This is a genomic window from Streptomyces sp. (genome assembly GCF_031181555.1).
GTDB lineage: Bacteria > Actinomycetota > Actinomycetes > Streptomycetales > Streptomycetaceae > Streptomyces > Streptomyces fimbriatus.
In genome coordinates this window covers 17641-37825 of sequence record NZ_JAPSKQ010000032.1, presented here as the reverse complement: position 1 = coordinate 37825, position 20185 = coordinate 17641, and the positions used below count along the sequence as shown (strand labels likewise).

Genomic DNA, 20185 nt, shown 5'->3' with positions numbered 1-20185 from the left:
GCCGCGCCCCGGCCGGCCCGCATGGGCCGCCGACGCGCCGTCAGGCGGGCGCGCGGGGGAGGGGGGAGAACCGGCGGAGGTGAGCAGCGCGCCCTGGACGACGCAGGCACACGCCTCCACGGCCGGGGCGGCGGACCGGCCGGACTCCCGCCCGGTCCCACGGGCCGGTGCACCGGACGACCGCTTCGCCCCGCCGGCCGGCGGGCCGGACCCCGCCCCGGTGGTGCCGTCCGACGACGGATCCGAGCGGCGTCTGAGAGGGGGCCTGTGGGCCCTGCTCGGCCTCGCCACCCTCGTCTTCTGGGTGTCGGTACGCGAACTGCCCTGGCTCGGCGGAACCCGCGGCGACGTGCTCACCGGTCGTCAGCTGCTGGAGGGGCTGCCGCTCGCGGCGCTCGCGGCAGGGGGCACGCTGCTCCTCGTCTTCGTCGCCTCGGTGACGTTGTGCACACGGCCCGATCCCTGGCTGCCCGGTGCCGCGCTGGGGTCCGCCCTGGTCGCCCTGCACGCCGCGCCCGCCGCCCTCGGCTGGGAACCGAGGCCGGCCGGCGGGGTGTTGTACTCGGAGACGGCCGGTTTCCTCGCGGACGCGGTGGGCCTCGACGGGTCCGGTCCGCTGCTGCGCTGGGGGCCGCCAATCTGCCAGTTGCTGTGTCTCGTCCCCCTGTGGCTGCTGCTCGCGCGTGCGGGCGGACGGCTGTCGTGGCCGGGTCGCTGGGGGGCTCTGTATCTCGTCGCGGTGGGCGGCTGGGTGTGGCGGGACGCGCTCGCGCCGGTCACCCCACCGCTGCTCGTCGCACTCGCCGTAGCCGTCCCGCTCGTCCTGCTCCCGCCGCTCCGCCGTGCCGCGCCGGCGGTGGCGGTGTACCGCCGTGGGCAGCCGGACGGCCGGACCAAGGACTGATCAAGCTCCGGAGCCGAACCGCCAGGGGGGAACCACCGTGCGTCCGCCAACCACTCCACGGGAGAGATCCGCATCCGGGCCCGCGCCGGGGAGCACGCCCGAGCCGGTCACCCCCGGCGAAGCCGCGCCGGAGCGCGCGCCCGCGCCGGGCGCGCGCGACGCGGCAGACCCGGGACCGCATGCGCCAAGCGGCCGGACCGAGCCGCAGTCCCCCGCCTCAGCTTCCTCGTTCTCCTCGTCGGAGGCGTCGAGTCCCGTCCATGAGCCCGTGACGGATCTCTCCGACCTCCCGCCCGTCCGGCCGGGGCGCCGCACCCTCGCCGCGTGGCCCGCCGTTCCGCTGCTCGCCGCGCTCGCCCTGTGGGTGTACGCGGTGCGGCACACCGACGTGTCGCGGCTCGACGACTTCGGACTCGTCACCGCGCTCCACCCGGGCTTCTGGGCCGGCCTCGTCGTCCTCACCGCCGGTTTCTGGTTCACGGTCCGCGATCCGCGACGGTCCGGCGGCTGGCCGGCGGCGTACGTGCTCGGCCTGCTGCTGATGGAGCGGGCCACGCAGGCGGTGCTCTACCCGACTCCGCTGTACGCCTGGGCGTGGAAGCACGACGGCGTCGTCGAGCACCTGCTGACGGCCGGCGGACTCCAGACCGCCGACCGGATCGGCGACATGGCGGTGTACGACCAATGGCCCGGCTTCTTCGCCGCCCAGGCCGCGCTGGTGCGGCTGCTGGGCGTGGAGTCGGCGGCGGTGTACATGGCGTGGTGGCCGCTGGTCTCCAGTCTGATGCTGCTGCTCCCGCTGCTGCTGATCTACCGCACCTTCACCGAGGACCGCCGGCTGATCTGGACCGCGGTCTGGCTCTTCTACGTCGCCAACTGGGTGGGCCAGGACTACTTCTCGCCCCAGTCCGTGGCCTTCGTGCTGCACCTCGGGGTGCTGGCCGTCGTCCTGCGCCGGTACGGCCGTTCCGGCGAGGGCCCGGGGCGGCAGGGGCAGGCCGTGTGGACGGCGGTGGTCGGCGTGATGGTGGTGACGATCGTCATCTCGCACCAGCTCACCCCCGGCATGCTGGTCGTCTCGCTGCTCGCCCTGTGCCTGGTCCGCCGCTACCGGGACTGGGTCCCGGTCGTCACCACGGTCGTGATCTTCCTGGCCTGGTGCCTGACGGCCGCGCTGCCCTTCCTGTCCGCCGCGCTGCCGGACATGATCCGCTCCGTGGGCGACGTAGGCGGCAACGTCGCCACCGGATACGGCACCACCCCGACCGGTACCGGGGCGGTGGCGACCTCGTGGGCGGCCCGGCTGCTGTCGGGCTCGGTCCTGCTGCTGGCGGTGGCGGGGGTGTGGCGGCAGCGCGTGCTGCGGCACCGGGCGATGCCCCTGCTGCTGGTCGCGGCGGCCCCGCTGCTGATGGTCGTGGCGAGCAGCTACGGCAGCGAAATGATCTTCCGGGTGCTGATGTTCATGCTGCCCGGAGTCGCCTTCTTCGCCGCCGCCGCGCTGCTGCCCGAGGTGCGCACCCTCGCCGCCGAGGCCGGCGCCGGGGCCCGCGGGACGGGCGCGACCCCCTCCGCACCGGCCGCCGGGCGGCGCCCGTCGCTTCCCGCCCGCCGGGGCACCCGCGTCGGGGGCCCGCTGCTCGTCCTCCTCGCCGGGACGCTGGCCTTCGTGCCGAGCTACTCGGGCAAGGACCGGATCAACTACTTCCCGCCGCAGGAGGTCGCCCTGGTGCGGCAGCTCTTCGACCGGGCCGCCGAGGGTTCGACGGTCGTCGCCGCGAACCGCAACTACCCGCTCGCCTATGCCTCGTACGGGACCATCGACCACTACTGGTTCCTCGACGACGACCGGCGCCACGTCGACGAGATCGTGCGGGACCCGGCCGCCACCCTCGCCCGCGACATGGCCGGAGTGGAGCGCCCGGGCCGGGCCTACTTCCTGTTGACGCAGGGCCAAGTGGCCAACTCCGAGATGAACGGACAGCTCACCGGGGCCCAGCTGGACCGCATCCGGAAGTCCGTCGCGGGCTCCGAGCTCTTCCGGCTGGTGGCGGAGAACAGCGCCGGGGTGGTCTACGAACTGAGGCGCGAGGGGGGAGCGGAGTGATGACACCGCAGGAACTCGTGGTGCGGATGCTTCCGCCGTTCGGCGGCTGGCTGGCGCTCGCCGCGCTCGCCCTGCCCGGCGGATCGCCGTTGCGCGGCGCGGCGGTCGCCGTGTTCCTGGCGGCGGGCCCCGGCGCGGCGCTGGTCGGCCTCTGCGGTCCGGCGCTGCACGTCAGATCCGCGCGGGGGCCGGTCGAGCGGCGCGACCCCGACTTCGCCCGCCGGTCCGATCTGCTGGAACGGCTGATGCTGATCGTCCTCCTCAGCACCGGCGCGGTCATGATCGTCGCGACGGTGCTGATCGCCACCCACGCCTTCAGCGGGCAGCGGGTGCTGCTGGCCCTGACGCTGGTGACCACGATCGCCGCCTTCTGCCCGCGGCTGCGCGGCGCCTCCCCACCGACGCCCAGGACACAGAAGGGCTCTGCTCCGTGAGGCTCACCCGTCCCTCTCGCCCCTCTCGCCCATTTCATCCCCTTCGTCGTGACGCCGAGACGCGCACCGGCGCACGCACCGGTACCGGTCGGCATCGGGGCCCGGGGCAGGGGCCGGCGTCGAAGCGCCGTCGACTGCTGATCACGTCCGCCACGGTCGTCGGTGCCGTCCTGGTGGCCGCGCTCGCCCTCCGGGACACGTCCGGACCGGAGGGGCCCGGCCCGCAGCCCTCCGCGATGGGCGGGAAGTGCCGGCCCACCGCCCTGCTCGAACCGCCCTGCGGCGCCTGGTTCGGGGCGTTCGTCCCGCACGAGCGGTCCGACCTGGAGGACGAGGTGGCGGCCTACGAGAAGCGCGTGGGCCGCAAGCTCGACATCGTCTACACGTACCACGACATGTCCGTGCCCGAGGGCGCCCGCAGGGAGGGGCAGTTGCTCACCCCGGAGGAGCAGCGCGTCGGCGAGGACCACATGCTGCTGCTGTCCTGGGAGAGCAAGTGGTGGGGCGGTACGAAGGCGCAGCAGCCGACGTGGGAGCAGATCGCGGCCGGCGAGCTGGACGCGTCGGTCATCGACGTCCAGGCGCGGCGCATCAAGGACTACGGGGAGCGCACCGGGAAGAAGGTCTTCCTCTCCTTCGACCTGGAGATGGACACGCGCACCCCGGACAACGGCACACCGGCGGAGTACGTGAAGGCGTACCGGCACGTCCACGACCGGTTCCGGGAGCTGGGCGTCGACAACGTGGTGTGGACCTGGATCATCACCGGGTACCTGGGCCACGCCGACCTGTTCGAGCGGATGTACCCGGGGGACGAGTACGTCGACTGGATCGGCTACAACCAGTACAACTACTACCGGTGCCACGACACGGACTGGCTCACCTTCGCGCAGACCCAGAGGGCGACGCACGACTGGATACGGAAGAACATCTCCGACGACAAGCCGCTGATGCTCTCCGAGTTCGGGACGGCGGTCGACGCGAAGCGTCCGCAGCGGCAGGCCGAGTGGTACGCGCAGGTGCCGCGGGTGCTGAAGAGCCTGGAAGGGGTCAGGGCCGCCCTCCAGTGGAACCACCGCGACCCCGGGCCGCACTGCAACCTCGCCCTGGCGAACGAGGCGGCGTGGGCGAGCCTGCGCGAGGTGGTGTCCGACCCGTATCTGAACCAGCCGCTGAAGTGACCGGGCCCCGGAGCGACCGGCCGCCGACGTGACCGGGCGGTGCGCCACGGCGCCTCCGCCCGGCCCGGTCGCGCCGCGGACTCCGGTCCCCTCACCCCGCGAACTCCGGCCCGTTGACGGCCGCCCGGGCGCGCCGGTACCAGCGCCAGGCGATCGTCTTCGGACCGTCGCGGTACGGGGCGATCCGCGCGCCGTCACCCGCCAGCCAAGCCCGCACGTCGGCGAGGGTGTGGCCGCGGCGGACGATGAGGCGGGCGATGCGGTAGCGCTCGTCCCGGTCCGAGCTGAGCGCGTGCCGGACGGCGGTCGCCGTCTCGTACCCGGCGCGGGCTGCCATGGCCCGTACCCGGGGGCTGTTGTAGCCGTGCGGGTAGGCGAGGTGGGGGACGGGGTGGCCGAGGGTGTCCTCCAGCACGGCCTTGGAGTCGAGCAGTTCGGCGCGCAGCCGCTCGGCGGTCAGCGTGTCCAGCTGGGCGTGGGTGACGGTGTGGCTGCCGACCTCCATGCCGGAACGTTCCAGCTCGGCCACCCGGTCCAGGGTCATCATCGGGGCGGGCGGCAGCAGGCTGCGGCCGCCCGGGGCGATGGCTCCGGTGGTGAGGTACGCGGTGGCCGGCAGCGCGCGCTCGGCCAGTGCCTCGGCGGTGGGGCCGGGCAGGTCGGCGAAGCCGTCGTCGAACGTGAGCAGCACCGGCCGGGGCGGCAGGGGCGCGCGCCCGGCGAGGTGGTCGGCGAGGGCGCTGATGGTGACGGGCGTGCGCCCGCTGTCCACGACGGCGTCGAGATGGGCCGCGAACTGGCGGGGCGCGACGGTGAACTCGGCGATCCAGTCCGGCGGATCGTCCGTCACGGCGTGGTAGAGGAGCACGGGGATCGCCGGCCCCCCGGGTCGCTCCGCGCCACCCCGTGCGCCGCCCGCCGCCGGCCCCCGCGCCGACGCCGTCATCCCGCCCTCCTCCCCGTGGCGTCCCGCAGTGCCCGTCGCGCCCGCAGATAGCCGACCGGCCCGTACAGCATCCCCCTGCGCTGCAGACGCGACAGCCGGCGCGGCCACGGATGGGTGCGGGTGCCGTGGGCGCCCGGGGTGCCGCCCCCGTCCGTCTCGCGTACGGCCGTCAGGGCGCGGGCGTGGGACAGTCCGCGCGGCAGGCGCGCGAGGAAGGCCGGCAGCAGGGCGGGGCGGTTGACCAGGACGGCGGTGAGGTAGGCGGTGAGGCCGGCGCCGTAGCCGTAGGCCTGGGTCTCCAGGTCGGCCCAGGTCTCCCGGTGGTGGTGCCAGACCAGCGCGTACGGGGTGTAGTGCAGCCGGTGCCCCTGGGCGAGGACGCGCACGAACCCGTAGAGGTCGTCGCCGCCCCGGGCGGGCGTCCCCGCGCCGGTGGCCGGGTCGAAGCCGCCGACGCCGCGCAGCACGTCCGTACGGAAGGCCATGTTCGCGCCGGAGCCGAACCGGCCCGCGGTGAAGGGGAAGAGCGGCTCGTCGCGGGGCGGGTCCCCGGGGTCGTACGTCGTCGGTGCGAAGCCCTTGGCGAAGCCGCCGTGGCTCTCCAGCAGGACCTGGGCCGGGGTGCGCAGCCGGGCGGGCAGGATGAGGCCGGTGGCGCAGCCGAGCCGGGGGTCGGCGGCGAAGGGCGCGGTCAGCTCGGTGAGCCAGCGGGGATCGGCGATCACGTCGTCGTCGGTGAACGCGATCACCTCGCCCCGGGCCGCGGCGAGTCCCTTGTTGTGGGCGATCGCCAGCCCGGGGACCGGCTCGCACACGTACCGCACGTGCTCCCCGTACTTCCGCTCCACCAGCTCACGCGTCCCGTCCGTGACGGGCGCGTTGTCGACGACGACGATCTCGAAGTCCGGGTGGTCCTGCGCGAGGAGCGAGTCCAGCGCGCGGGCGAGCTGCCCGGCCCGCTCCCGGGTGGCCACGACGACGCTGCTGTACGGCGGCGCTCCGCAGGACAGGGCCTCCCCGGACCCTCCCACCGCGCCCACCGCGCCCACCGCGCTCCGGGCCGCCTCGGACAGCACCGCCCTCGGGTCCGCCCCCTCCGGTACCCGCGCCAGCAGCGTGCCCACCGGCCGGCCTGCCCGCCTGACCAGGAGGAAGACCTCGCCGTGGGTCACCGGGGGACCGCCCGGTCCGGGTCTCGGTACGGCCTCGTCACCGGCCAGGTCCAGTTCGGCGACCTGGACCGCGCCGATGGCCAGGAACCGCCGTATCTCCTCCTGCGTACGCGAATGCCTACCCGCTCTGCGGGACATGCGCCCTCCCCCTCCTCACGACCGGCGCAGCCGTGCCGCGCCCTTCAGGGTCCGCGACGCCAGCGACGCGAGGCGCGGGCGGGCGCGGACGAAGCTGTGCGCGCGGCGCGCGGGCTCGCGGCTCAGCCAGTGCAGCGCGGCGCCCGTACCCGGGCGCGTCGCCGCTCCTTCGTAGACGGCGAGTTCGCCGGTCTTCAGCGAGTCCTTGTACTCGGCCGGGCCGCGCCCCATGTCGAGCAGGCCGACGCCCTCGGCCGCCGCCGCCTCGGCCATCCGCAGATGCAGCACCAGTCCGGGCGAGTACTTCGCGAACTCCGGGTCGTACGCCGGGAACCAGCAGGCCAGGACGGAGGCCGAGCGCAGGCCGAAGTGCGCGGCGACGGGACGGCCGTCGGCGTACAGGACCGACAGCGTGCCCGTGCACTGCGGGGCCCGGGTCCCGGCGAGGCGGCCCACGAGCCGGGTGATCCACTCCTGCGCGAACCGGTCGCGCCGTCCGGTCCTGCGGTACTGCGCCGACTTCCAGTCCATCAGCGCGCGCAGTGCGGCCGGGTCGCGCTCGTCGAAGACGAACCGCACGGGTCCGACCCGGCGGCCGAGCCTGCGCTCCTTGGCGAGGGTGGTCTTCAGGAACTTCGGCGACCGGGCGCGCAGCACCGACTCGTAGGTCTCGTAGCCCTTCTCCACGTCGATGACGTAGGTGGCGTGCTCCTCGGCCGCGTACGGCACGAACAGCCCCTGGCCGGCCTCCAGGTTGTCGAAGGCGAAGCTCGACACCGAGCAGGCCCGCAGCAGTTCACCGGTCTCCGGGGTGTGGCCGGGACCGAGGACCGCGCCCTGGCAGTCCGACACCCCGAGCCCGATGGCCCGGCCCTGCCCCCACACGCCCCGCTCGTACGGCAGGAAGCCCGCCGGCTGCGCTCCGTCGTACAGCACCGCGACCCTGGCCCGCGGCCGCACCCGACCCACGGCGGTGGTGAACTCCGGTTCCATGAAAGGGTTGCGCGGTGCGTCCGCCGCGGCGCGCAGTTCCCGCCAGCGCTCCCGCTCCCCCTCGCCGAGCTCGTCGGGCCTGAGCACGCGCACGCGTCCACCGCTCACCTGACCCCCCGATCAAGTCCCCCCTGGACACTTGGAAGGTACCGCCCGGGACCGCATGAACGGTAGGGAGCGGAGCATGTTGTCGTCAAAGGGTGCAGAGGCCCTCAACCGGTCGGTACCCGGCACGGTGAAACGGCCCGGCGCGTTGTCCGTATTCTCTGATCATGGCCGCATCCACCGCATTCTCACTCATCGCCACCGACCTGGACGGGACGCTGCTGCGCGGCGACGACACCCTCTCCGACCGGTCCCTCGCCGCGCTCGCGCGGGTGGCGCAGGCCGGTGCCCGGCACCTCGTGGTGACGGGGCGACCGGCCCCCAGGGTGCGACCGCTCCTGGACGACCTCGGCGGCACGGGGCTCGCGGTGTGCGGACAGGGCGCGCAGGTGTACGACGCCGGCGCGGACCGGCTGCTGTGGTCCGTCACGCTGGACCGGGAACTGGCGGAGACCGCGCTCGGCAAGATCGAGGCCGAGGTGGGCGAGCTGTACGCCGCGGTCGACCAGGACGGCGTCGACGGGCTGACGCTGATCGAGCCCGGCTATCTGATGCCGCACCCCACCCTCCCCGCCGTGCGGGTCGAGCGGCGCGGTGACCTGTGGGACCGGCCGATCAGCAAGGTGCTGCTGCGCCACCCCCACCTGTCCGACGACGCGCTGGCGGCGGCGGCGCGTTCGGTGGTCGGTTCGCTGGCCACGGTCACCATGTCGGGGCCGGGGACCGTGGAGCTCCAGCCGTGCGGGGTCACCAAGGCGACCGGGCTGGCGCTGGCCGCCGAACGCCTGGGGCTGGGCCCGGAGCGGACCATCGCCTTCGGCGACATGCCGAACGACATCCCCATGTTCGACTGGGCGGCGCACGGCGTCGCCATGGCCAACGCCCACCCCGAGCTGAAGGCGGTGGCCGACGAGGTCACCACGTCGAACGAGGACGACGGCGTGGCCGTCGTCCTCGAGCGACTGTTCGGTGGGCCGGCCGTGCTCGGCCGTCAGCGGACGGACCGGACGGCTCAGTACGCGCCGAAGACGTTGTCGATCGAGCCGTAGCGGTCGGCGGCGTAGTTGCAGGCCGCCGTGATGTTCGCGACCGGGTCGAACGGGTCGAAGGCGGTGCCGGGCACGTGGTACGCCTGGAAGGTCGGGTCGATGACCTGCAGCAGGCCCTTCGACGGGGTGCCCGCGGCGGCGTTGGAGTCCCAGTTGTTGATGGCGGCCGGGTTGCCGGAGGACTCGCGCATGATGTTGCGGTGGATGCCCTCGTAGGTGCCCGGGATGCCGTGCTGCGCCATGATCGACAGCGACTCGCGGATCCAGCCGTCGAGGTTGTCCGGGTACGTCGTCGCGGCGGCGGCGGTCGTGGTGGACGGCGTGGTGGCCGCGGAGGCGCTGGTGGCGCCGAACAGCGGGAGGGCGACCACGGCGACGCCGGTGCCGGCGACGGCGAGGGAGCGGGCGAGGCGGCGGCCGCCGAGGCGGCGGAGCTGACCGGAAGCAGGCATGTCTGGGTTCCTCTCCTACGCCTGCGAGGTGAGCTGTCGGGTTCGGGCGGGAGAGTGCCCGGCCGTGCCCCTGCGGGCACGGCTTCACCCCGAGCCGTTCCGGCGTGTGGCCGGCCCGGCGACTTACCTGGGTCCCCCGCTCCTGCCGTGCGTGAGTGAGTTCGTCGTCGGTTGGTGCGGGCGGCGGCAGGATTCGGCGTCCGCCCGGCAGGCCGGGAACGTATGCGAGAGCGCATGCCGGGAACAAGTGCAGCCACCACGGAACGAGCCGTTTGATCTTGTTCTGGGCGTTTTGGGGCGCTTGATCCTTTGTGTGCGCCAAGGGTCAACTCGGTTGCGGGGAAAGGGAGAACGCGGGCGTGCCGGGGGTGGTGGACGGGGCGGGTGGCGCGTGACCGACCTCACGGGGCGCGTGGCCGTCCCGCATTTCACGCCAAGGGGAATTCGCTTACCAATTGCGGCAAATCGGGCGGCGGGGGCGGCAGGATGGTGGGGATGGTGGGCGGGTCGAGACGCGGCCCGGGGGCGGACCCTGGGCGTGGATCGCTACGCCCTGGAAAGTCGACGCATGTCCGTTGTTATCAAACGATCAAAAATCCGACGGTTCCGGTCCCGTACCGCCCGGCTCGTAGCCCCGGGCGCTGGCGGTGATCGAAACGTGACCGGATACGCTGACTCGAGTGAGGGCAGCGACCTATCGACAAACCGTGTAACCGCCACCAGACACCAGCAGACAGGAGACCCCTCGTGACCGTCGTCGGGCCGTTCGGGCTGAGCGTGCGGGACCAGGCTCTGGAAGCCGATGTCCAGGCCGGATTGACGGCTGTCGAGGAGGGGCTGCTCGAGGCCACCAAGAGCGAGGTGCCCTTCATCACAGGGGCCGCCCAGCATCTGGTGCGGGCCGGTGGCAAGCGGTTCCGCCCGCTGCTCGTGATGCTCTCCGCCCAGTTCGGCGACCCCTACGCGCCCGGTGTCGTGCCGTCGGCCGTGGTCGTGGAGCTGACCCACCTGGCCACGCTGTACCACGACGACGTCATGGACGAGGCCGAGGTGCGGCGCGGCGTGGCCAGCGCGAACGCCCGCTGGGGCAACTCCGTGGCGGTCCTCACCGGCGACTTCCTCTTCGCGCGGGCCTCGCACATCCTGGCCGACCTCGGCCCGGAGGCGGTGCGGGTGCAGGCCCAGGCGTTCGAGCGGCTGGTCACCGGGCAGATCCTGGAGACCGCGGGACCGCAGGACGGCCGGGACCCGGTCGACCACTACCTGGACGTGCTCGGCGGCAAGACCGGCTCGCTGGTCGCGGTCTCCTGCCGGTTCGGCGCGATGATGTCCGGGGCGGACGAGACGGTCGTGGACGTGCTCACCCAGTACGGCGAGCGGCTCGGCGTGGCCTTCCAGCTCGCCGACGACGTCCTGGACATCGCCTCCGACTCCCACGAGTCCGGCAAGACCCCCGGCACGGACCTGCGCGAGGGCATCGCCACGCTGCCCGTGCTGCGGCTGCGCGAGCGGGCGGCCCGGCTGGGGCTGGCCGAGGACATCGCCCTGTGCGAGCTGCTCGACTCCGACCTCACCGACGACGCCCGGCACGCCGAGGCGCTGCGGCTGCTGCGCGCCCACCCGGCCCTGGAGCAGGCCCGCCGGGACACCGTGCGCTACGCCGAGGAGGCCCGCCAGGCGCTGGCGCCGCTGCCGGAGTGCGACGCGAAGGCGGCGCTGGTGCAGCTGTGCGACGCGGTGGTGCACCGGGCGGGCTGAGCGGCCCGGCCCGTACGCACGCCGCGCCCCCTCCTGGCCGACCGCGCCCCGCCGGCCGGCCGTGTCCCCTTCCGGCCGACCGCGACCCCTACTGGTCGGGGGAGGAAACCGTTCCCCGTGTCATACCGCAGCAGTACACGGAGTTGAGCCCGCGGTCTGACGTATCCGCCTGCCGGATTTGGTCAGATGGACCACGACGGACATCACCACTCCTCACCGATTCGGGTGAGAATGGCGGCTCAGGGGGAGACTGGTGCGAGGACACGAGACGGAAGCCGCCGCCGACCACGGAGGTAGGGCACACATGGCACCGTACGCATCCGACGACATGACGACCGCGGGGGAGGCCGACGAGCCGCGCGCGGGACGGCGCAGGGCCGCCCGGTACGTCGTTCCGGTCACCGTGATGGGAGTGGCGGCCGCGACCATCGGGCTGGTCCCCGCGATCGCCGACTCCGGCGACCCCGACCTGCCGGAGATCACCGCCGCGCAGCTCATCGAGAAGATCGCGAAGTCGGACGTCGAGCAGCTCTCCGGCACCGTGAAGATCACCACGGACCTCGGCCTGCCGAACCTCGGCGGCCTGGAGAGCGGCCTCGCGTCCGGTGCAGTGGAGCGGGGCGAGGGCGGCTCCCCCGCGGACCCGTCCGCCAAGCTCACCGAGCTGGCCTCCGGCACGCACACCCTGCGCGTCGCCGCCGACGGCCCGGACCGGCAGAAGGTGTCGCTGCTGGAGGACGCCGCCGAGTACAGCCTGATCCACAACGGCAAGGACGTCTGGGGCTACGACAGCAGGTCCAACGAGGTCTACCACGGCACCGTCGACGAGACCGGCGGGGACCGCGGGAAGCAGCCCCCGGCGACCCCGAAGGACTTCGCCGAGGAGATCCTGAAGTCGGTCGACGACACCACGTCCGTGACCGTCGACGGCACCGCCCAGGTGGCCGGCCGGGACGCCTACAAGCTGGTCGTCGAGCCGAAGCAGTCCGGCTCCACGGTCGGCGCGATCAGCATCGCGGTCGACCACAGGACCGGCCTGCCGCTGAAGTTCACGCTGACCCCGGCGAGCGGCGGCACCGCCGTCGTGGACGTCGGCTTCACCCGGGTCAGCTTCGACAGGCCGGCCGCGTCGACCTTCGACTTCACCCCGCCCAAGGGCGCCAAGGTGACCGAGGACGGCGAACCGGGCCACGGCCGGGAGCACTCCGGGAAGCCGGGGGAGGCCCCGCAGGCCCCGAAGTCCGAGGAGGACCTGGCCAAGGGGCTCGGCGGACTGACGATGCTCGGCGAGGGCTGGAACTCCGTCGCCACCTTCGACACCGGCGGCCAGGGCCTGCCGACCGGCGAGGCCGGCGGTGACCTCGGCGGCTTCCTCGGCTCGCTCGGCGACCAGGTGAAGGGCGAGTTCGGCAAGGGCACGGTGTTCAGCACCCGCCTGGTCAACGCCCTGATCACCGAGGACGGCAAGGTCTACGTGGGCACCGTCACCAAGGACGCGCTCGTGAAGGCGGCCGACGAGGGGAAGTGAGATCCCGGGATCTCACGGCACGGCACGGCACGGCACGGCACGCAGGGAACAGCAGGGAACGGGGGAGCCGATGGGCGAGGCGTCCGCCACCGGGCCGGACACGGCGGACCCGCGTCCGGACGGGGCGGACCCGCGCCCCGGCACGGAGGGCACGCGCCGGTTCCCGGCAGACGCGGGTCCCGGCACGGTGGACGCGGGTGACGGCGTCATCGTCACCCGCGCGCTCACCAAGCGCTACCGCGGCGGACAGCTCGCCGTCGACGGTCTCGACCTGATTGTCCCGGCGGGCAGCGTCTTCGGCTTCCTCGGCCCCAACGGCTCCGGCAAGACCACCACCATCCGCATGCTGATGGGCCTGATCGAGCCGACCTCCGGCACGGCGCACGTCCTGGGGCGTCCCATGCCGCGCTCCGCGCGCGCCGTGCTCCCCCGGGTCGGCGCCCTCATCGAGGGCCCGGCCCTGTACGGCTTCCTCTCCGGCCGCGACAACCTGCTCCGCTACGACGCCGCCGACCCGACCGCCGATCCGCGCACCCGGCGCGCCCGCGTCGCCGCCGCCCTGGACCGGGTGGGCCTCACGGCCGCCGCCGGCAAGAAGGCGAAGGCGTACTCCCTCGGCATGAAGCAGCGCCTCGGTCTCGCGGCCGCCCTGCTCCGGCCCCGCCGGCTGCTCGTCCTGGACGAGCCGACCAACGGGCTCGACCCGCAGGGCATGCGGGAGATCCGCGCCCTCGTCCGGGAGTTGGCCTCGGACGGCACCACCGTCTTCCTCTCCTCACACCTGCTCGACGAGATCGAGCAGGTGTGCACCCATGCCGCCGTGATGGCCCGGGGCCGGCTGGTCACCCAGGGCGCGGTGACCGACCTGGCCGCGGGCGCGCGCGGCCGGCTGGTGGTGACCACGCCGGACACCGGTGACGCGGCCCGGGTGCTGAAGGAGCAGGGGGTCGCCGATGTCGTCGTGGCGGAGGACCGGGTGACCGGCGAGGCGCCCGAACGGGACCTCGCGGAGGTGAACGCGGCACTGGTGACGGCCGGGGTCCGGGTGCGCGGCTTCGGGGTCGAACGGGCCTCGCTGGAGGACGCGTTCGTGGCACTGACCGGGGAGGGGTTCGATGTCGCAGGCTGAGACGGCGCGGAGGGCGAGCCCGCTGTGGACCCTCGGTCTGTTCCGCAGCGAACTGCTCACCACCTTCCGGCGCTGGCGCACCCTCGCCCTGCTCGGGGTGCTGGCCGCCGTACCGGTCCTGGTCGGCATCGCCGTGAGGATCGAGACGGGTGACGGCTCGGCGGCCGGCGGCGGGGGCGGCGAGGGACCGGCGTTCATCTCGCAGGTCACCAACAACGGCCTGTTCCTCGTCTTCACGGCGCTGGCCGCCACGCTGCCGTTCTTCCTGCCCATGGCGGTCGGGGTGGTCGCGGGCGACGCCGTCGCCGGCGAGGCGAACGCCGGCACCCTGCGCTACCTCCTGGTCGCCCCCGCCGGGCGGAGCCGGCTGCTGCTCACCAAGTACGCGACCGTCATCGCCTTCTGTCTGGTCGCCACCCTCGTGGTCGCCGTCTCGGCGCTGGCCGTCGGGGCGCTGCTGTTCCCGCTCGGCGACCTCACGACCATCTCCGGCACCCGGATCGGCTTCGCCGAGGGCCTGGCCAGGGCCCTGCTGATCGCCCTCGTCGTCGCCGCGTCACTGACCGGGGTGGCGGCGCTCGGCCTGTTCGTCTCGACGCTGACCAACAGCGGCATCGCGGCGATGGCGACGACGGTGGGACTGCTGATCACCGTCCAGATCCTGGACCAGATCCCCCAGTTGAGCGCCCTGCACCCGTACTTCTTCTCCCACTACTGGCTCTCCTTCGCCGACCTCATGCGCGAACCCGTCTACTGGGAGGACCTGACGAAGAACCTCGGCCTGCAGGCCCTGTACGCGGCCGTGTTCGGCTCGGCGGCCTGGGCGAGGTTCACGGCGAAGGACATCACCGCCTGAGTCTCCGAGGAAAAAGCGGTGGCACGGGCGGGCCGGGGCGTGTGACGGTCCGGCCCGTGGGCAGCTCAAGGGCGTATCCCGTCTTCCGGACCACCGACGCGGCCGAGGCGTACGGGCAGGCCAAGCGTCCGTGCGCGCTGCTGGCGCACGTCAACGACCGGATCCGGCTCTTCGCCGAGACACGGACGCCTCGGGAGGTGCGGCGGATGACCGACCTCGTCCCCGGCGTGTCCTTCGACTCCGTGGAGACCCGCAAGGATCCGGTGACGGGGCGCTCCCTCTTCTTCGACCTCGACGTGAGGACGCCGGAGGACGCGGAACTCCGGACGCACCTGCCGTTGTCCTTCAGCGAGGACGTCGAACGCGGGGGCGTCGAGGAGCGGTTCCTGGCCGCTCCGGGCGGCGGCATGGCGGCCGTCCGACGGGACGGCCGCCGGCCGGACGATCCCGGGGCGGACTCGCACGGGCATGGGAATCACGACGGGGTCCAGGTCGTGTTCCACGGCGACGAGGCGCAGTACGACGAGTGGACCGAGGACCACACCGTCTTCGTCCACGTGACCAAGCACGGCGATCCCGACCGCGCCCGGCACCTCGCCGCGCACATCGGCAGCGAGGTGCCGGGCGGGGAGCAGCTCGGCTGGTGAGGTGCGACCGGGGTCAGCCGGTCTCGTAGGGGAAGCGGGCGAGGGGCGCCTCCCGCGCGAAGAACGTCTTGGCGCGGACCAGCGCCTCGGTGTCCTTCAGCACGTCACCCGGCTTGCTGCCGTTGCCGAGCAGCACCCCGCCGAAGCGCATCCCCATGTACGCGGCCGAGTTGTTCAGCGTGCCGACGAGCGGGTCGGCGACCTCCGGCTCCTCGTGCGCGAGCGCGGTGACGCCCCAGAGGGTGCGTCCCGCCATGGTCGCCTTGAAGTCCAGGCCCGGGGTACGCAGCCAGCCGGCCCAGTAGTCCAGGTAGCGCTTGGTGTGCGCGGACACCGAGTACCAGTACAGCGGCGAGGCGATCACCACGTCCGTCGCCGCGAGGGTGGCGTCCAGCAGCCGGGCCACGTTGCCCTCGGTGGGGCGGACGTGGTCGCTGTCGTGACGCAGGTCCTCGAAGTCGGGCAGCGGGTGCCGGGCGAGATCGATCCACTGCTGTTCCACCTCCGCGGGCAGCTGTTCGGCGGCCCGGCGGGCCAGCAGCTCGGTGTTGCCGTCGGGGCGGGAACTGCCCAGGAGGAACAGGAAACGGCGGGTCATGGTCATCCCCCAGATAGTCGGCGTACGCCAATTACAAGCACATGCATCATATGCACATGCATGAGAATGGTCCAGGGGCTCAGGCGGTGACCCCGCGCCGCTCCGCCTCCCGCGCCACGGCGAGCAGCAGCGCCTCCCGGCCGTGCGGTGCCACCAGCTGGAGCCCGGCCGGACAGCCGTCCGTGCCGAACCCGGCCGGAACACTCAGCGCGGGGTGCCCGCTCACGTTGAAGGCCCAGGTGAGGGCGGTGGAGTAGACGTCGCCGGGGCCTTCGTGCCCGTGCGGCGCGGTGGGGGCCGTGGGGGTGAGCAGCAGCTCGGCGCCGGTGAACAGACGGGCCAGGCGCCGGTCGTTCTCCGCCCGGACACGGTGGGCGTCGGCGAGGTCGGTCCCGGGGGTGCGCAGGGCGAGCCAGGCCGGAGCGGGGTCGAGGAGCCGCGCGGGCACCGACGGCCGTACGAGCCGCACGACACCGGCGTCGACGAGCCGGCCGACGGCCGCGCGGGCGAGCGCGACGGGTTCCGGGTCCGGCGCCGCGAAGCCCAGGTCGGGGGACCAGAGGGCGGGCAGGGGGAGCGACGCGGGAGCCTCGACGGGGGCGGACGGTCGCGTCACCACCCGCCACCAGGCCGCCGCGTCCGCCGCCGTGCGGGTGAGGACTCCGGGTGCGGCGAGACCCGTGCGGTCGGGGGACGGGAGACGGCCGCCCGTGACCTTCAGGCCCGTCACCCCGCACCACGCCGCCGGGATCCGCACCGACCCCGCGCCGTCGCTGCCCGTCGCCAGCGGAACCAGCCCGGCCGCCACCGCGACCGCCGACCCCGCCGAGGACCCGCCCGGCGTACGGTCGGCCCGCCAGGGATTGACGGTAGGGCCGTGGGCCCCGAGTCCCCAGGTCTGCCAGGGCGTCCCGGGCCCGGGCACCGAGGTGGCGCCCACGGCGACACCGCCGGCCGCGAGCAGCGGCCCCGCCGCGCGCAGCCCGTGCCGTCCCTTCACCGCGAGCGGCACCCCGGCCAGCGGCAGCCGCTCCCCGGCGGCGACCCGCGCGTCCACCTCACGGGCCCGCCGCAGCGCCTGTGCGCCCCACACCTCGGTGAACGCGCACAGCACCGGGTCGGCCCGCTCGATCCGCTCCAGCGCCTGCGCGACCACGTCCACGGCCCGCAGCCTCCGCGCGCGTACGGCGGAGGCGGTCTCCTCCACCGGGGCGGAGGCGCGGGGCCCGGACCCGGGACCGTTCAGCGCACCGCCCCCGTCAGGCGGGCCAGCGGCTCCGCCTCGCGGGGCGGCCGGCCGCTCAGGTCGCCCAGGCGCCATCCGGGCACCCAGGGCACGCGGTACACGTCGATCACCGACTCGATGAGCCGGATCCGCTGCGCGAGAGGACGCGGCAACCGCCCCGGAGCGTCCGCCACCAGCACCACGGCGTCCAGGTCGAGCCCTCGCGGGGCCTCGCCGCGCCGGAACACCTCCACGGCCGGGAGCACGGCGTCCAGACCGGCCGCGTGCGTCCGGGCGACGAGCAGCACCGACTGCGGATCACCGGGGCCGGGCCAGGCACGGCCGCTGTCGTGTCCGCCGTAGACCGCGGCGAGCGTGGAGACCCCGGAGCCGCCGTGCGCGCCGACCCAGGAGAAGCGCCGGACCGTCGCGCGGGGGTGCGCCGGCTCCGGTACCGCCACCGGCCCCCGGATCCAGATCTCCGGTCCCTGTCGCATCCCTGTCCGCATGCCCCTCTCCTGCTCGTCACCCCGATCCTCATGCCGTCCGGCGTGCGGCGGACCGCGGTGGACGGTCCTTGGGACGAGCCTGTGACAGCGCGGTGACGTGAGAGACGCGGCCGAGCGGACAGACTGGCCGGTAGGTGTACGACCCGAATGAGGGGACGATGGCTCGACTCAGCCGCGAGAAGAAGCGGGAACAGAAGCAGGCCGCCCACGCGGCGAACCGTGCGGCGGTGCCGATCGACGTCCGTGTCCCCGTCACCGGGGCGGATCCGGCCGGAGCGTCGGTCGGCGGGGTGCCGGTGACCGCCGCGCCCGGCGAGGAGATCCAGCAGACGGTGCTGAACCACCTCCACCGCATCGCCCTCGCCTCCGGCCACGCCGTCCTCGCCACCGTCCACGACGAACGCATCGGCTACGTCCTCCCGCTCCGGGTCGACCCGGACGGCTCCAGCCACTTCACGGCCCAGCCGGTCCCGGCGGAGCCGGCGCGGGAGCAGGGGGCGGGGCGGCGGCAGGTTCCGGCGCGGGGCCGGGGGCCCGTGCGGGAACCGGGGGCCGACCGGCCGACGCACCTCCTGCGCCCCGTGCCGGAACCGGAGGCGGCCCCGGACCGCGGGGCGGGCCCGGAACCGGCTCCCGTGCGGGACGCCGCCCCCACCTTCCCCCTGCGGTCCGTACCCGAAGCGCGGGTCCCCGGGGACGCCGTACCGACGTTCCCGCTGCGGGCCGTACCCGAGTCGGCGGAGGCCGTGCCGCCCGGCACGGTGGCGCCACCGACGGGTGAGTTCGGCCCGCCCCCGTCCATGGACGCGTGGCCCCACCCCGGCCCGGACACCGACCGCCCCGGGAACCCGGCCCCCCGCTCCGGGCCCACCGGGCCCACCGGCCGAACCGCCGGCACCGATCCGACTCGGGGCCCGGTACCGCCGGCCGGCCACCGACGTCCCGAGCCGTCGTTCGCCGAGGCCGTCCCCGACGCCGGCCCGGACTCCGGGCCCACCCCGCCCCGCGGTTTCGACGCCGTGGCGGAAGCGGTGCTCGGGGACGAGCCGCTCACCGCCCCCGGTGACGCGACGGCCCCCGCCCTCCTGGCGGAGCCGACGGCCCGCATCAACGACGCCGTCCGGTCGGGCCGGATCGACACGGCCGCGCGGCTGGCCCGGCAGACCGTGACGGAGTCATCGGCGACGCTGGGGCCCGAGCACCCGGAGGTGCTCCGGTTGCGCGAACTCACCGCGTACATCGCCTACCTGGCCGGAGAACCGCTGCACGCCTTCCGGCTCTCCCTCGACCTCGCCGGGATCCGCCGTCGTGCCGGGGACGCGGAGGCCGCCTACGGCAACGTCCGCAGCGCGGCCACCGCATGGCGCGCGGTGCGCGACGCCCGGCTCGGGCTGGAGCTCGGGCACGAGCTGATCGGGCTGTGGACCGAGCTCACCGCCGAGGAGGGGCCGGCCGCCGACGAGATCGAGGAGCTGGAGTCCGCCCGCGCCCGCATGGGCCGGCTGACCGGACGGGTCCGCGCCCAGCAGGACTGAGCGCGGCGGTCCGCCGCCGTGCCGCGCGCGAAGCCGGTCCGCGCGAAGCCGGCCTAGTGGACGCAGTATTCGTTGTCCTCCGGGTCCGTCATCACGACCCACGCCCCGGACGGCTCGTCCACCCGCCGCAGCACCTTCGCGCCGAGCCGCTCCAGCCGTGCGACCTCCTCCTCGCGGCGCCCCTCGCCGGGGTGCAGGTCGAGGTGGAGCCGGTTCTTGGCCATTTTCGCCTCGGGCACGCGCTGGAACAGCAGCCGCCGCCCGAGTCCGGTGCCGCTCTCCTCCTCGTAGGGGTCGTCGGGGTGCCGTACCGCGGCCAGGTCGCGCCAGGCGCGGCGGCCGTGGGACTCGGTGGTGAGCCCGTCGGGTACGGCGCCCAGACCGAGGAGCTTTTCGACGAGCGCGCTGTGGTCCTCGACCGTGTACCGGAGGGCGGCGGCCCAGAAGTCGGCCTGCGCGTGCGGGTCGGCCGCGTCGATGACGAGCTTCCAGTGCACGGGTGCGGGTGTTGCCGGGGTCTGCGTCATGTAACCACTTATAGTGGTTACATGAGCGAGCGCGCAACGGAAACGCCGGACGGCCGGCCCGGCCTGACGCTTCTCTCCCACGAGGGGAAGCCCTACCGCTTCGACCCGGGAGCCCTGTGCCTGGAGCTGCTGCCCACCGGCGGACCCGGCGCCTTCGCGCGGTACGAGGTGCTGCACGAGCCCGCGGACCTCGCGGTCTGGGCCGGGCGCAGCCGCCTCGCGGACGGCCTGGACCTCACCGTCGACGCGGACGAGCTGGAGCGGGCGCGCACCCTGCGGAACGCCCTGTTCCTGTTCACCGCCGACCATGCCCACGGCCGTCCGCCCCGGCCGGAGCACCTGGACGTCGTCAACGCCGCCGCCGCCGAGCCCCCGCTGGTCTCCCGCATCGA

The 20185-nt window shown here is 74.2% G+C and carries 20 protein-coding genes and 1 riboswitch; of the genes, 12 read left to right on the top strand and 8 right to left on the bottom strand.

Annotation, left to right across the window (positions count from 1 at the left end):
* Positions 1–79 precede the first annotated feature (79 nt).
* From RIM90_RS09865 to RIM90_RS09850, 4 genes are all read left to right on the top strand, one after another.
* Positions 80–904: a hypothetical protein gene (locus RIM90_RS09865; protein ID WP_309060226.1), complete on the top strand. Its 825-nt coding sequence runs from the start codon at positions 80–82 to the stop codon at positions 902–904.
* A gap of 268 nt (positions 905–1172) precedes the next feature.
* Positions 1173–3011 carry a glycosyltransferase gene (locus RIM90_RS09860; protein WP_309060225.1) on the top strand — a complete coding sequence of 613 codons (1839 nt, stop codon included), beginning with the start codon at positions 1173–1175 and terminating at the stop codon, positions 3009–3011.
* Positions 3011–3445 carry a hypothetical protein gene (locus tag RIM90_RS09855; protein WP_309060224.1) on the top strand — a complete coding sequence of 145 codons (435 nt, stop codon included), beginning with the start codon at positions 3011–3013 and terminating at the stop codon, positions 3443–3445. The genes RIM90_RS09860 and RIM90_RS09855 overlap by 1 nt, the downstream gene beginning before the upstream one ends.
* Positions 3446–3618: 173 nt before the next feature.
* On the top strand, positions 3619–4626 hold the full coding sequence (locus RIM90_RS09850; protein ID WP_309060223.1) for a glycosyl hydrolase: 1008 nt from the start codon (positions 3619–3621) through the stop codon (positions 4624–4626).
* 91 nt (positions 4627–4717) lie between these two features.
* Here RIM90_RS09850 and RIM90_RS09845 read toward each other — a convergent pair whose 3' ends face one another.
* From RIM90_RS09845 to RIM90_RS09835, 3 genes are all read right to left on the bottom strand, one after another.
* Positions 4718–5494 carry a polysaccharide deacetylase family protein gene (locus tag RIM90_RS09845; protein ID WP_309060222.1) on the bottom strand — a complete coding sequence of 259 codons (777 nt, stop codon included), beginning with the start codon at positions 5492–5494 and terminating at the stop codon, positions 4718–4720.
* Between the two features lie 74 nt (positions 5495–5568).
* Positions 5569–6882: a glycosyltransferase gene (locus RIM90_RS09840; RefSeq protein WP_309060221.1), complete on the bottom strand. Its 1314-nt coding sequence runs from the start codon at positions 6880–6882 to the stop codon at positions 5569–5571.
* Between the two features lie 15 nt (positions 6883–6897).
* Positions 6898–7968, bottom strand: a complete 1071-nt coding sequence (locus RIM90_RS09835; protein WP_309060220.1) for a GNAT family N-acetyltransferase — start codon at positions 7966–7968, stop codon at positions 6898–6900.
* 179 nt (positions 7969–8147) lie between these two features.
* Between RIM90_RS09835 and RIM90_RS09830 the strand changes: the two genes are divergently transcribed.
* Positions 8148–9029 carry an HAD family hydrolase gene (locus RIM90_RS09830; protein WP_309060219.1) on the top strand — a complete coding sequence of 294 codons (882 nt, stop codon included), beginning with the start codon at positions 8148–8150 and terminating at the stop codon, positions 9027–9029.
* Here the strand turns inward: RIM90_RS09830 and RIM90_RS09825 are convergent.
* A complete protein-coding gene (locus RIM90_RS09825) occupies positions 8993–9481 on the bottom strand; it encodes a transglycosylase SLT domain-containing protein (RefSeq protein ID WP_309060218.1) in 489 nt (162 codons plus the stop codon). The genes RIM90_RS09830 and RIM90_RS09825 overlap by 37 nt on opposite strands.
* 5 nt (positions 9482–9486) lie before the next feature.
* A riboswitch (cyclic di-AMP (ydaO/yuaA leader) is annotated at positions 9487–9649 on the bottom strand.
* 579 nt (positions 9650–10228) lie between these two features.
* Between RIM90_RS09825 and RIM90_RS09820 the strand changes: the two genes are divergently transcribed.
* The 5 genes from RIM90_RS09820 (at position 10229) to RIM90_RS09800 (ending at position 15399) form a co-directional block, all read left to right on the top strand.
* Positions 10229–11239, top strand: coding sequence for a polyprenyl synthetase family protein (locus RIM90_RS09820; protein ID WP_309060217.1), 1011 nt, complete (start codon positions 10229–10231; stop codon positions 11237–11239).
* Positions 11240–11543: 304 nt separating this feature from the next.
* Entirely contained in the window at positions 11544–12767 is a 1224-nt protein-coding gene (locus RIM90_RS09815) for a DUF2092 domain-containing protein (RefSeq protein WP_309060216.1), read from the top strand.
* Positions 12768–12837: 70 nt separating this feature from the next.
* On the top strand, positions 12838–13896 hold the full coding sequence (locus tag RIM90_RS09810) for an ABC transporter ATP-binding protein (protein ID WP_309060215.1): 1059 nt from the start codon (positions 12838–12840) through the stop codon (positions 13894–13896).
* Positions 13883–14752, top strand: a complete 870-nt coding sequence (locus RIM90_RS09805; RefSeq protein WP_309060214.1) for an ABC transporter permease — start codon at positions 13883–13885, stop codon at positions 14750–14752. The genes RIM90_RS09810 and RIM90_RS09805 overlap by 14 nt, the downstream gene beginning before the upstream one ends.
* Positions 14753–14808: 56 nt before the next feature.
* Positions 14809–15399, top strand: coding sequence for a hypothetical protein (locus RIM90_RS09800; protein WP_309060213.1), 591 nt, complete (start codon positions 14809–14811; stop codon positions 15397–15399).
* Positions 15400–15412: 13 nt separating this feature from the next.
* Here RIM90_RS09800 and RIM90_RS09795 read toward each other — a convergent pair whose 3' ends face one another.
* The 3 genes from RIM90_RS09795 to RIM90_RS09785 form a co-directional block, all read right to left on the bottom strand.
* The gene (locus RIM90_RS09795) at positions 15413–15997 is read right to left on the bottom strand and encodes an NAD(P)H-dependent oxidoreductase (RefSeq protein WP_309060236.1); all 585 of its coding nucleotides are present in this window, start codon (positions 15995–15997) and stop codon (positions 15413–15415) included.
* A gap of 79 nt (positions 15998–16076) precedes the next feature.
* Positions 16077–17204: an amidase gene (locus tag RIM90_RS09790; RefSeq protein ID WP_309060212.1), complete on the bottom strand. Its 1128-nt coding sequence runs from the start codon at positions 17202–17204 to the stop codon at positions 16077–16079.
* Between the two features lie 35 nt (positions 17205–17239).
* Positions 17240–17731, bottom strand: a complete 492-nt coding sequence (locus tag RIM90_RS09785) for a DUF6668 family protein (RefSeq protein ID WP_309060211.1) — start codon at positions 17729–17731, stop codon at positions 17240–17242.
* A 158-nt stretch (positions 17732–17889) separates the two neighbouring features.
* Between RIM90_RS09785 and RIM90_RS09780 the strand changes: the two genes are divergently transcribed.
* Positions 17890–19266, top strand: a complete 1377-nt coding sequence (locus RIM90_RS09780) for a tetratricopeptide repeat protein (protein ID WP_309060210.1) — start codon at positions 17890–17892, stop codon at positions 19264–19266.
* A gap of 53 nt (positions 19267–19319) precedes the next feature.
* Here RIM90_RS09780 and RIM90_RS09775 read toward each other — a convergent pair whose 3' ends face one another.
* Entirely contained in the window at positions 19320–19793 is a 474-nt protein-coding gene (locus tag RIM90_RS09775; RefSeq protein WP_309060209.1) for a VOC family protein, read from the bottom strand.
* Between the two features lie 21 nt (positions 19794–19814).
* Between RIM90_RS09775 and RIM90_RS09770 the strand changes: the two genes are divergently transcribed.
* The coding region (locus RIM90_RS09770; protein WP_309060208.1) for an ABATE domain-containing protein at positions 19815–20185 on the top strand (371 nt) is incomplete at its 3' end.